Below are 13,266 nucleotides of genomic sequence, written 5' to 3' on the forward strand. Positions count from 1 at the left end.
CGCGTCATCATATTTATGGCAGATGCGGTTGAAAGTGGATGGAACGCAATGGCCCGGCACACTTACTGTGCGGCCTTGAGCGTGCCTGCATCGACCTGCTCGACCAGGTGATTGACGGCCTCCTGAATCGCCAGATCGAGCACCTTGCCGTTCAGTGTCGAGTCGTAGCCGGCGGTTCCGCCGAAGCCGATGACTTCACGGTTCGAAAGGCTGAACTCGCCCGCTCCCTGGCTCGACGCCACGACTTCCGATGTCGTCGTGTCGACGACGTTCAGGCTGACCTTTGCGTAGGCCACCTGACTCTTGCCACGGCCGAGGATGCCAAATAGCTGCCGGTCGCCGACCTCCTTGCGACCGAACTCCGTTACGTCGCCGGTGATGACGAAGCGCGCCCCCTTGATCGATTGTGCTTTTTTGAGGAAGCCTGCTTCCTGGCGGATTTCGTCGAGGTTGTCGCGATCGAGCACATTGAAGCGCCCAGTCTGCTGGAGCGCCGTAATCAGGATGGTTTTGGACTGACCACCCAGACGGTCAACGCCGTCCGAGAAGATGCCGCGCATATAGCTCGACCGGTTGTCGAACTTGCCGACTGAAATGCCGATGGGTTGGCCCACCGCTGGCTTCTGCGCACTGGCGACGGGAGGCACCGGCAGCGAGCGCGACGACTCGGTTGCACATCCGCCCAGTGCCACCACAACGGCAACAGCAACGGCTCCAAGCCCATTCGTTTTCGATAACTTCATTTTGTTTTCCTCTTTGTTGAAACGCCGAAAACCGGGATAGCGTCGGCAGGGTGAATATCAGAATTGAGCGGTCAACTGGAAACCGAGCGTCACGCGCGCAGTGGGAAAATCTGACGGCTTGTAGATCGGCGTCCCGGCGAACAGGTCATAGGCGAGCGCGCCAGCCTTTGCTGATGCACTACCGCGCACACCGATCACCGCACCTGCCAGTTGCGTACCGGCGAGATATGCGGCGTTCGGTCCGAACACTTGCCCGTAATCGATGCCTGCGTAAAGTGACTGCCCCGTCGATCCAACCGGTAGCTGCAACTCGTTGCGCCAGAAGAAACCGCGTTCGGCCGCGAGCATCGTTTCGCCGTCGAAGCCGCGCACCGTGTAGCGGCTGCCGATGGTCAGGTCATCGATATAGTTCAGCGTGTTGTTCGTGAACTGCCCATGCACGCTCGTCACGTAACGCAATGGCTGGCTTGCTATCCTGAACGGCATTGACAGGTTCGCGTCGAGGACGGCCATGCGGAAGCGGTAAGTCGGGCCATTCTCGTAGAAGTCTGGTGTCGCCCCGAGTCCGCCCACGCCCTGACGGTACGCGAGACTACCGTCGAACTGCGAACTGCCGAAGTAGTGGCGATCGGTCAGGCCGGCCTCGATGAACGTGTTGTTGCGCCGCTGCTGCGGGATATCGGTGTCTTCAATGAAGCTTTCACCGAAGCGCTTCGTCAGGCGGAACTGCGCGCCAAGTACGTTGTTCTGGCTGCGCATGAGCACGCGCTGTAGCCTGAAGTCCACCGTCTGCGCATTGCCGCTCGAAACGAAAGTCGCGTTCGCGCCCGCGATCTGCTGGTAATACGTGTTCGTGTAGGCCGATAGCGTGCCGGTCCAGTAGCCCCACGGAACCGAATAGAAGCCGTTCCAGCCGTGCGAACCGAGACCTTTGTCACCGAATTCGAGGTCCTGACTCACACCGACGTTGAAAATGTCGTTCAGCCCGAGCGGATTGTCGATGCCAAGGCTCAGGTTGCCTTGCAGCTTGCCGGTGGCCCGCGTGCCTGAGTTGTCCACCGAGGTGACCACCTTCCAGGGCTTCGCGCGCTTTACCGTCACGACCACATCGCTTTCGCCCGGTACGTCGGTAGGCTCGATTTTCATGTCCACGTCCTGACTGCTGACGCGCTTCATCTGTTCGAGTCCCTGTTCGAGGTCACGCAGGTTCAGCATGTCACCCTCGCGGGCCGGGAAGGCGGTTTTCCATGTGCCGCGCGTGGCGGGATCGGCAAAGCGGATCGTGCGCACGACACCCGGCACCAGTGCGAACTTCAGCACGCCGCTTGACAGGTCCTGCTCAGGCAGCAGTACGCGTGTGGTGATGTAGCCGCGACCGAGAATAGCCTGCTGCAATCCCTTGGTGAGCGTGTCGAGTCCCGCCTTGCCGATGCATTGCCCCCGGTAATGGTCGAGCCATTCGCGGGCGAAGGCGAAGCGGTCGAGCGGCAACGCAGATGCGCCCTGTTTGCGTACTGCATCCGGCAGCGTCGCGGGCACGTCGAGCACGAACGAGTCGATGCGAAAGCACGGCGTTTCGACTGGCAGTTCAGGCCAGTTCGATGCGCGTTCGACAGTCGAGCGCACGGCCGGCGCTTTGACTGTCGCGTCGCGTTGCTGAGCTTCGTGCTGTTCCTTGACCTGCTGGTTCTGTTCGGCGTTCGCGCGTGCCGCTGCCGCCGTGTCGGCTGGGGTCGGGGCCTGCTGTGCGTGGACAGCCTGTCCCGCGAGCGAGGCAGAGGCTATCAACGGCAGAAGCGATAGCCGCTTGCTGACTTTCATTGTTCTTCAATTCCTGATTCTGATAATTATGCGGGCGAAGCGGACGTTCGCCAATCAGCGGGCAGTTGCCGGTTGAAGCGATACGCGTTCGCGCCTTCGAACATGCCCACCGTGCTGCTCGATCGTCTCAGCGATGTGGGTGACTCGCCTTTGGGGCAAAGAAATAAATACCAAGCGCAACAACGATGAGAACCGTCAGCATAACGAGCAATAGATTTCGCCAACCTCTGCGAGTTGTTGGAAGGTCGCTTAAGCTCCCACCTGCGCCCCCACTGAAAATTTCGAGAACAGCAAGAAGCAAAACGGCGATGACCATTGTCGCCTTCGCGATCGTACCGAAGAACAATTCGGCGAAGCGGTAGGGCCAAGCGGAACGGCGCGGCCCTACCGGGGGACGGCGAAATTCTGGATGCATGATATTTCCGCAATAATGCGGCCTCGTAGAAATGTCAAGCGGCTGTGCAGCCAGCTTGGCCTCCTTCTTTGCCAGCGTATCTTCATTAGGATACGATAGGAACCGCCAAACATCGACATCTTCTATCGTTTGCTAGAGTCTCGTTTATCTGATTGTTTATCAAAACGTCTTAGGTCTAGCACCCTGACGCTCTTGCTGTATCCCGCTCCAAAGATCAATGCTATTAGTAATGCGAATATCCCAATCGCAAAAATAACGGTTGATGGCGAATGCTTGCGCAGCAAGTAAATGCAACAAAAGACGACCGCTAGCGCCAAATAGGAGATACAACGGTAGACCGTTCGTTCTATCGGCGTCAGCTCATCCTTCCATTTATTGCTATCCATAGTATCTCTTGGTAACTATCGCTAGTAATACTTCAATTCTGCGGAACGACATAAGGTTGCGCCGCCGTCGTACCCACAGTGAACAGAGTCTGCGTCCATTTTCCTTGCGGAAGCAATGCACCGCCGATTGTACTCACCGTGTTGTATAGGACCGATGCTTGACTTGGCGGATTGTTAAAATTGCTTAAGGACTGCAGGCCCGCTGAGGCAACGGCAGCGGCAACGTCATACGGAGGCGGTAGCCACGGAGATGCAAGCGCCAACGCGGTCGAGTCCTGGTCCGTGATAGTGGCAGCGGATGGCATCATTGCATTGATTGGAGAAGCATTAGCGTTTGCAGCGATCGCATTAACCTGCGCCATTGCTACCGACTCGTTGCACGGTGAGAACGCCGTACATGCCGAGGGCAGCAGACTATTCTTTTTCTGGTGGAGCATCTGGTTGTACAACTCGACCGCCGATCCAGTAGCCGCGCCCGCCGTGCCGCCCACAAGCGTGCCACCTACGCCCGCCGCCACATTCGCAGCGAGGTGTTGCCGAGCAGTTCCGAGCCCGTATCTGCTGCGACACCCTTGGACAGGCTCTCAAGCTGCCCCGTGAGCTTCGAAGACAGGCCCGCACCAGCCGCACCACCGATCGCCCCGAATGCGCTGCCCCCACCGAGGCACCAATCAGCGCGCCGCCCGCAAGATGCAGCAGCACGCGATTATCGCCGCCTTCATCCAAATAGTTTTTCAATTACCGCGCTCCCTATCACTGCCGCGATTACAGCGATAAATACCCAGTAAAAAGTCTTTTGCTTTTTGCTCATACGTGCCCACTGTTCGGGCGTTGGCCCTCCGCCAGTTGCCATATCAATCTCCTTTACTTGGCGCCCACAGGGGAGGAATGACCCCAAGGCATTACCCCGATGGTTTTTCCACCAGGTGACCCAAACCCAATTTCGACGGCCGTACTACCGGCATACGCATGGGTGACCGCGCCGAACACATTGACACCAAAGGGTGTTGGTACTGAAACAAAATATTGACTACCATCACCATTCAGAAATGAATTGGTTGCATCTGCGTCTTGCGCGCCAAATATCCATCCCAGCGTTGCGGTGCCGCTCGGCATCCACGAAACGGCCGATGGATTAGTCATTGATACTCCACTACCAACATACCGGTGGCCGTCATACAGGTTCACCGCAAGCGTCCCATTAGCCGATAGTACGCCCCCGTTGGCGGTCGCGTAGTTGGGCTGGAGAGTACCAGCGGCAGCATCTGCATTCGCCCCCAGAGCCTGAATTGCCGCATTCAGCGTTGCATCGCTACACTGCGCGCCCGCACCGCATACCTGGGTTAGAAAGTCTTTGCGCATCCCGAACGGATTGCCCGTGCCGCCCGTGCCATCGCTATTACCAGTGCTGCGGTTGTACAGGTCCGCATTCGATGCCGTGAACGCGCCCGCGCTACCGCCCACCAGCGCACCACTCAACCCGGCCAGCACGTTCGACGTCACATTGCCCAGCGTCATCGATCCCGTCGCGCCGCCAATCTCATCGGCCAGACCATTCAGCTTTCCAGCCAGCGCCGACGACACCCCGGCGCCCGCCGCGCCGGCCGCCGCCGAGCCAATCCCGCCTCCGGCAAGACCTCCAAGCAGCGCTCCGCCCGCAACGTGCAGCCCCACGCGGTTCGTCCCGCCTTCCGCCCACGAATTCGCCTCGGCCTGGTACTTCGCGTAAGTATCCATGTCACCGGAGGCCTTTGCCGCATCCGCCGCCTTCTGGGCAGTCTCCTGCTTTGCATTCGCGTACGCCGCAATCCCCTGCGCCACCACCTGGCCCGCCGCCTGCGCCGCCGCCATCGTGTCCGCCTGCTGGTTCAGGATATGGTTCACGTCCGGTGTGTTCGAGACCGTGCCGTTCGTGTTTGTGGTATCGCGACTCAGGGCGGCCGCATCCTGCGTCTGGTGCGCGCCGTCCGTGATAATGATCGCCCCGGCACCGATCGCGCTGCGCGTGGTGGCGCTGTCGTCACCGTTCTCGTTCAGGACCATTGGTACCGCACCGCCCGCGCCGCTCACCGATCCCGGCCCAACCGCCTTGCCGGTACTCCCGACACCGACGCCCGCACTGACCCCTGTACTCGTCGCGCTGTAGTGCGACCGGTTCTCGATATCGCTGAACGTCAGCGTGCCGGTCGTCAGGCTGTTCTTCGACGCATCGGCATAGCTCGCAATCACTGCGCCCTTGAGGTCCGTGTTGCCGTTGACGTTGATGTTGAAACCGCCGTCACCCGCCTGGATACCCGCCTGCTCCTTGACCTGGGCATAGTTCGAATCCGCATGACCGTTCTGTGCGCTGAAACTCGCGCTGCCACCGCCCTGGCTGACGCTGAAGCCGCCGCTCACACCGCTCTGATGCACGGTGCTGACGGTCGTATCCTGCACGCTTTCAACGTTCAGGTTGCCGCCCACGTTTGCCGTGACCGTGCCGCCGTTCACGTTCGATCCGATGATGTTCGTATCGCCGCCGCTCAGAATGGTCACGCTGTTCGCACCCGTGACGTGCGCGTTGTTCCGCATGGCCGCGTCGCTGTTCGCATCGCCGTGCGCATTCGATATCGACGCCGACACGCCGAAGCCCTGTGTGCCGTAGGACACGCCGACGCTCGCGCTGCTCGACTTGTTGGTGCTGGCGGTGGTATCGGTATCGGTCGTATTGAGCAGATTGACCTGATTCTTTGCGGCCAGCACCACGTCATTCGCGCTCACGTTCGAACCCGCGACCGTGATGTTGCCCGAGCCCGCCGTCCCGTTACCCGTTGCGATAAACGTGGTCGTGCCGCCCGCCTGGACTGTCGAGCCGGTATGCGTGGTCTGGTCCTCGCTGGACGTGCTTTTGCTCTGACTGCTGCCGAAGCTCAGTTGTGCGCCGATGCTCGGCGCGTTCGGACCCTTGGCGCCATCGGCCAGTGCCTTGGCCCCCAGTGCGGCCATGCCAGCGTTACCGCCTGCCGCGATCGCATGCAGCGCCGTTGCGCGGTCATCGCTGTTGCCGCTCGCAAGGCTCTGCCCCTGCTGGACAGCACCGTTGATCGCATCGCCCACGCTTCCCGCGAGACCGAGCGTAAAGCCACTCTGTTTCATCTCCTGCGTTTCGTCGTGGTGTGACGTATTCGTCGCCGCATCGATGATGACGTTGGCCGCCGTGCCGGTCACGTTCTGCGCGGCAATGACGTCGCTGCCGGTGATATGCAGGTCGTTGCCCGCCGTCATCGTCACGCTGCCGTTCGTGCTGCCCACCAGACTGCCGTTGCTGGTGACGCTGTTGTCGTGCGTCGTGTCCTTCTCCTCGCGCGTGCCATAGTTGATGCTCGCGCCGCCACCGCTCATCGCACCAAAGCCGGAAGCCTGCTCCTCATGAAGCGTGCTGCTCTGGCTCGTATTCTGAGCGGTCGTGATGTCGAGGTCATGACCCGCCGCGAGCGTCATGTCGTTCGTCGAAGCGACGGTGGACCCGTTGATATTCAGATCGTGCGCCGCACTGGCCGCTACGGTATCGCCCGATACGGTCGAGCCGACCGATAGCACCGCATGCGAGGTGGACGTGTCGGTGATCCTGTTGCTCGACAGGACGCTGGCGTGGCTGTTCTGCGACCAGTGGTCCGCGTCGTGCGTTTCGGTCACCGCGCCGACCGTGATATCGCCGGTCGATTGCAGGATGACGCCGCCACCGGTTGCGCCGCTCACACCGCCCGTGCCCACCGATGAGCCGAGAATCGAGAGGTTGCCCGTCCCGGACTGGCCCGCCGCGAGCGTGACGTTCCCACCCGCGTTGATGCTGCTGCCATGGGCGGTTTCGTCGTAGGTCGAATCCTTATGATGCGCGAGATCGCCGCCCATCGACTGGCCGCTATACGTTGCTGTGTCCTTCGCCGCTGTCACCGTCAGGTCGCCGCCCGCCACCATCGTCGCATTGCCGCCCGCCTGAACCTGCGCTCCGGTCAGCGTCGTATCGTTGCCCGAGACAGTGGTAAGGTTACCGCCGGTCGTGATCGTGCTGCCAATGCTGGTTGTGGTGATGCTGTGGTGGCCGTTCAGGCCATCGGTGGTTCCCGCGTCCTGGGTGGCCGTGAGCGTCGTCGTGCCGAGGTTGATGTCGTGGCCCGCGCCGATGGTCGTATCGCCGCCGCTCTGGAGCGCCGCCCCAATCATGTTCACGTCATGGCCTGCGAGCAGCGTCGCGCTGTTGCTCGCGGAGATCGTGCCGACCGACTGGACCGCCATGCCAGTTGCGCTGGACGTGAAGCCGGCGTTGCCACCCGTCACCGCTGCCTGGGCGGTTGTGCTCTGGTCGACGAGATCGCGGCCTGCGCTAACCACCGTATCGACGCCGCCAATGCGTCCGCCGATGTTCGTCACATCCTGCACGGCGGCTACCGTCGTCGCGCCGCCGCTACCGATCACGCCCCGGTTCACGACGTTGTTGCCGATGACCGTGGTCGCCACGTCGCTTGCGACGTGGCCGCTGCTCGTCACATCGCCTGTCGCGTTCAGGTTCACGCGGTTACCGGCCACCAGCGCGCCGCTGTCCTGAAGGTCAACGGTGCTGGACTGCGCGAGATAAACCTGGGGCACCAGCACCGTCTGCTGCGTACCGTCCGGCAGTGTGACGGTCTGGCTCACCAGCCACACCATGTCGGTCGTCAGTTGCGCCATCTGTGCATCGGTCAGCCCAACGCCCACCGTGAGGTCAAACGCCTTCGCATACGACACGCCGTTGTTCATCAGCGCCGTGTATTCGTCCAGGTTGCTGGTGTAAGGCCCGAGGAACGTCCGCCCGGTCAGTTGCGTGACCTGTTCCATCACCAGTTGCTGCTCATACATGCCGTCACCGAGACGCTTCTCGGTTACCTGGGGATTCAGGCCGAGCTGGGCGAGCATGTAGTCGCTTGAAATGAACTTCGTATAGCTCGTCAGGCGCGGATCGGTGACGACGAGATAGGGCGCGCCGGGCGCGCTCTGATACGTGTACAGCGCGCTGGCCGGAAGCTTCAGGCCTGGAATACCGCCTGCTGCGCCGCCGAGCGTCTGCGGCCGGTTACCCGAGGTACTGGTGCTACCCAGCTGGGTGCCGGTTGCGTCACCACCGGATACGCCTGCGCCCGTGACTGTCTGGCCGACGCGATCCACCGAGCCGATGGTAATGTCCTGTGCGTCGGTCTGAACGGTCTGGTTGGCCGCAGCAATCGCGGGCAGCGAGGCAACCGTCGTGGACGGTAGCGGCACAGTGTCGTCTTTGACATCCGGCCTCGTGTCGTCGCTGTCGCTGGTCTTTGCGTGCCAGTAGAAGGTCGAGACATCTGTTTGCGTGCCGGTCTGCTGCAACAGGATGCCGGTATCGTTCACCGAGCCGCCTGTCGCGCGGCGTACGAGGTCACCGCCTGCGGCCATCGTGGACGATTCATTGCTGATCGTGCCGCCGTCTGCGTTGACGCGGATCGAGCCCTGCGCCTGGATCGTTGCTGCTGTGCCGGCGTTCAGAAGCTGGTCGGTCACGGTCGTGGTGGTAGACGTGCGGCTCAGTTCAACGTAATCGTGGCTGTCCGTGCCAAGCGTCGTATCGATCCTGACCTGGTCAGGCGCGATGTTCTTCGTCGGATCGTAGTCCGGATAGAAAGTGAGCGTGACCGTACCGTCGCTGTTCTGGACCAGACTCTGGTAATACTGCACCGCGTTATTGGTAATGGTGCGGGTCTGCGGGTCCGCGACACAGTAGGTGGTCGGGCACAGCCTGTAGGTATCCGTCAGTGGCGTAGTGAGCGAGAACGTCTGGCTAGTGGCGTCGATGTTGGTCACCTGTGAAGCAGGCAACGTCACGACCAATGCCTTTGCCAGTTTGCCGATTACCTGACCACCGATGCCCCCCACGCCGCTGAAAATCCACTGCTCATAGATCGCGCTGTGGTAGCTGGCGACTTCGTCAACCGGAATGCCCCCCGTCCACAGCGTCAGCGTCGGCCCCACGGTCGTGACAGGCGTTCCGGCTTCGGTCTGAACGCCCGTGCGCTGGTTGGTCAGCGTCCGCGCGGCCACGTCGATATCGCCCGCCGCCTGGATGCTGGCCGCGCTGTTCGTGATGATGCCCGTCTGGTTCGCGAGCAGGCCCGTGGAGTCGCGCGCATCGTCGCGCGCCAGTTCCATGTTCCCCCCGCTGTAGATCAGGGCGCCGTCCGCGTTCGTCAGCGAACTGCCCGCGTAGATACCAAGGAACGATGCCCCGGCGATGACCGCCTGCGCGCCCTCATTAGTCACGTCCGTGGCGTTCACGATGACGTTGTTGCCAATCACCGCGCCCGTGTTGTTCAGGCTCGCGCTGTGCGTCGTGACCGCATCGCCCTCGATCTCGCCCGCGTTCGTGATATCGCCCGTGGCATTGACGGTGGTCGCCGCCGAATTCATGTCCGCGCCGGTCGCGTTGACGACATTGGCCGCGTTCACCGTCAACGCGTTGCCTGCTTCCAGTGCAGCGGTGTTCGTGAACGTGCCGCCAACACCGAGCGTCAGGTTGTTGTCCGCATGCAGGGCGGTCGCTGCGTTGCTGGCGAAGTCGCCTTGGAGCGCCAGCGTGAGGTCGCGACCCGCCGTGATCCCGCCGTCGCCCGCGAGCGTACCGCTCATGCCGATGTCGCGGTTGGCGCGCACCGCGCCGCCTGCGTTCGACATGGACGCCACCCGCAGGGATACGTCCTGCGCGCTCTCGATGGAGCCGTCGTCATTATTGAGCGTCGCGGCGGGCTGGTTCAGGTTCAGCGCCGTGCCGCCATACAGCCTGCCATCCGTGTTATCGACCGTATCCGTGATGGCAAGGGTGGCGGTGCCACCCGCCACCACCTGGCCTCCGGACCGGTTCGCCAGGTTCTGCGCGTTGACCTGTACATCGCCGTTGCCGCCCAGCACGCCAGCCGTGTTCGTGATCGTGCCGGCAGCGCTGAGCGTGGTCTGTCCCGTTCCCGCGTTGGTGATCGAGCCGGATGTGTTGTCAATGCCCGAACCCGCTACGGCAAGCGTCCCGGCCGCGCCGTTCACGGCAATCACACCGCCCGCGTTGATGACCCTGCCGGACGCGTCGAGCGTCAGGTCTGCGCCGCTCTGTGCCGAGCCGCCCGAGTTGTCGAAATCGCCCTGGGTGGAAACCGTGAGGCCCGCGTCGCCGTAAATCTGCCCGGCGTCGCGGTTAACGATGCCGCTGGCGGCGGCGATGCTCGCGGCCTGCTGCGCGGCGAGCTTGCCCCCCGCATTGTCGAGCGAGGCTGCGGCAGTTTGCAGCGCGCCGTTCGTCCCGATCTGGCCGCCAACGTTAGAGAGTGCCCCGGCCGAGCTTACGGCCAGCGTGCCTGTGCCCGCGTGCCCGATCTTGCCGCTGTCGTTCGTGATCGACTGCGCGCTTACCGTGAGGTCCTGCGCGTTGGAGGCAATCGTGCCGTGTGTGTTGTCCAGCGCGCCGCCCGCGCTGATCGTCTGGGCCGCTGCACTGGTCTGCTGGATCGTGCCGTGACGGTTTATCAGCGCACCTGTGCTCGATACGCGCAACTGGTCGCCGTCAATCAGGCCCGAGGTATTGTCGATGAATGCCCCGGACACGGTGGTATCCGTCGCGGAAAGCCGACCCTGCACGTTGGAGAGCGCGCCCGTCGCCGTGGCATTGAGCGAGCCGCCTGCCGTCACCATGCCGCCGTCGTTGGTGATTGCCCACGCGGCGAGCGTGGCATTGCCAAGCGCCGACACCGTGCCCTGATTGGTCAACGTGTCCGCCGTCAGGCCCACATCGCCGTTGCTGCCGATGACGCCGCCCTGTTCGCCGTCCACCGCCGTACCCGACGCATTCACAAGCGCGCCCGCCGTATTCACTGTCAAGCCGTCGCCGTTGAGCGACACGATGCGGCCCGCCGTGTTGTCGATGGACCCGGCGACGATGCTTTCTTTTCCGGCGGCCTGCAATACGCCCTGCCGGTTGGCGAGCGAGCCCGCCGTCTGCACGGCCAGCGCGCCGCCCGAGAGCGCCCGACCGGCTGTGTTCGTGATCTGGCTGCCTGCCAGTTGCATGTTTGCGGCACTCGCGAGCGTTGCGCCGCTGGTGTCAAGCGTGCCGGTTGCGCTCGCCGTCAGCGCGCCGCCTGCGGTCGCGCTCGCGCCTGACGTGTTCAGATCGCCACCCGTCGCACTCAGCGCAAGATTGCCATTCGCTGCTGTCGTGCTTTCTGCGAGGTTCACCGACGCACCGCGCAGGGTCGCATTGCCGCCAGCGAGGTTCGTGCCGGTGGCCGACAGCACGCCCGCTGCGCTGAGATTCAGATCGCCGCTCTGGCCAACGCTGCCATCCGCATTGATGCCCGCACCGAAGGTGCCGCTTGACGTGACGTTCCCCGCACTGATGGTCAGGTTCTGCTGCGTGTAGGTCGAGCCGCTGTTGTCTACATCGCCCGCCGCTGACACCGCAAGATTGCCGCTCGCGGTTGTCTTGCCGGTGAGAACCAGCTTGCCCTGCGTCGTGAGCGTCAGGTCGCCCGCCTGGGCGGCGATCACGCCCGCATTGGACACCCCGACACCGTATTCATTGCTGACCAGAACGATACGGTTGGCGTACATTCCGCCAAGCTGGCTCACGTCGATGGACACACCTGGCGCTGCGCCGCTGCCTGCGATGGGCGTCGCGGCCAGCGTGTCGTGATTGACCCGATTTGCGCCGGCGATAACATTCAGGTCGTTGGCACGGATGGCCGCGTTAGCCTCCACCGCGCGGGAGATCAGGTCCACCTGATCAATATTGGTCGCGTCCAGGCCCGCGCCCTGGACGGTAATCATGCCGCCAGTTACGTTGAAACCGCTCAGGTTGCCGCCCGCATCGAGCATCGGCGTGCCGGTGGTGAGAATGCCGCGCGTGGTATTGATGAAGCCGCCGCCATCGACCACGATCCCCGAACCGTTTGCCACGACGACTTCGGCCCTGTTGCCCGCCACTTCGAGATAGCCGCGCAACTGGCTGGGCGAATTGCTGTTGACCTGGTTGAGAATGATCCGCGCGGACTGGCCTGGCGAAAGATTCGGGTTACCACTCACCTGTCCTGCGAGTTGCGTGTTCGTGATAACGGGCGAGTTGTTCAGGATCGCGCCGTTTTTCTGCACATCGAACTGCGAATACGTATTAACCGAAACACCCGCATTCGACGCCTTGTTGATATCGACCTGCGGCAGGCCATTGCGCGTCTGGATGACATTCGGCGCGTGCGCACCCGAGGGCACGATCTGCGCATCCGCGAGAACAGGTGCGAGTCCGCACAGCACCAGCGCGGCGAAAGCTGCGTGACGCATGGCGAACAGTGTGATCGGGCGCCGTGAGGCCGATGAATGGGTCTCGCCCTGACTTGCGTTGCCGTGGGCAATGGCGGTTTCCGCAACAGCGACGAGCATACTCCGGCACCGGCTGAAAACCAGCCTGAACATGTTCTTATTCATTCTGCGTAGCGTATTTCTTTAACCTGCCGAAAAATACCTCATACCACCGCTCGGGTAAGTTAAAAATTGTCAATGCAGTGCGAAGCAACAACAGAAATAAAAAACAGGAATTGTCTGATGGGCGCAAAGCGCCAATATGCGCAGACGAGATATGCAAACGAATAAACGTCTGCTTCTCGCCGTGTAATTGAAAAAGGCGCTATCAAGCCACCTTCATTGGAATGCCGACAGAACCGGTTAGTGGTTTGCCGTGGTAAAGCCAGGAGTCACAGGTCTGCCGTTTTTTTGACGTTTATTGTCAATGTTTGTCAAAACGTACCTATCCTAAATTAAAACTGTTGACTGTGATTCCTTTAGATGGTTAATTCGTCGGGTGTTTTCTGGAAAATCAGAAGAG

4 protein-coding genes are annotated in these 13,266 nt (G+C 61.9%); all 4 read right to left on the reverse strand.

The annotated features are described in order from the left end of the window. Positions 1–62: 62 nt before the first annotated feature. The 4 genes from OKW38_RS33700 to OKW38_RS33715 all read right to left on the reverse strand — a co-directional run bounded on the left by OKW38_RS33700 (position 63) and on the right by OKW38_RS33715 (position 12,869). On the reverse strand, positions 63–743 hold the full coding sequence (locus OKW38_RS33700; protein WP_184061842.1) for a CsgG/HfaB family protein: 681 nt from the start codon (positions 741–743) through the stop codon (positions 63–65). A 57-nt stretch (positions 744–800) separates the two neighbouring features. Further along, positions 801–2,564: a ShlB/FhaC/HecB family hemolysin secretion/activation protein gene (locus OKW38_RS33705; protein WP_429365045.1), complete on the reverse strand. Its 1,764-nt coding sequence runs from the start codon at positions 2,562–2,564 to the stop codon at positions 801–803. Positions 2,565–4,083: 1,519 nt separating this feature from the next. After that, positions 4,084–4,218, reverse strand: coding sequence for a hypothetical protein (locus OKW38_RS33710; RefSeq protein ID WP_429365046.1), 135 nt, complete (start codon positions 4,216–4,218; stop codon positions 4,084–4,086). An 11-nt stretch (positions 4,219–4,229) separates the two neighbouring features. Further along, the gene (locus tag OKW38_RS33715; protein WP_429365047.1) at positions 4,230–12,869 is read right to left on the reverse strand and encodes a hemagglutinin repeat-containing protein; all 8,640 of its coding nucleotides are present in this window, start codon (positions 12,867–12,869) and stop codon (positions 4,230–4,232) included. Positions 12,870–13,266 lie beyond the last annotated feature (397 nt).

This window comes from Paraburkholderia sp. MM5496-R1, assembly GCF_050436205.1.
GTDB lineage: Bacteria > Pseudomonadota > Gammaproteobacteria > Burkholderiales > Burkholderiaceae > Paraburkholderia > Paraburkholderia tuberum.

Excerpts from the sequence above, each read along its gene's own strand:
- OKW38_RS33700 (WP_184061842.1), bottom strand. The coding sequence starts at position 743 with ATGAAGTTATCGAAAACGAATGGGCTTGGAGCCGTTGCTGTTGCCGTT.
- OKW38_RS33705 (WP_429365045.1), bottom strand. The coding sequence starts at position 2,564 with ATGAAAGTCAGCAAGCGGCTATCGCTTCTGCCGTTGATAGCCTCTGCC.
- OKW38_RS33710 (WP_429365046.1), bottom strand. The coding sequence starts at position 4,218 with ATGGCAACTGGCGGAGGGCCAACGCCCGAACAGTGGGCACGTATGAGC.
- OKW38_RS33715 (WP_429365047.1), bottom strand. The coding sequence starts at position 12,869 with ATGAATAAGAACATGTTCAGGCTGGTTTTCAGCCGGTGCCGGAGTATG.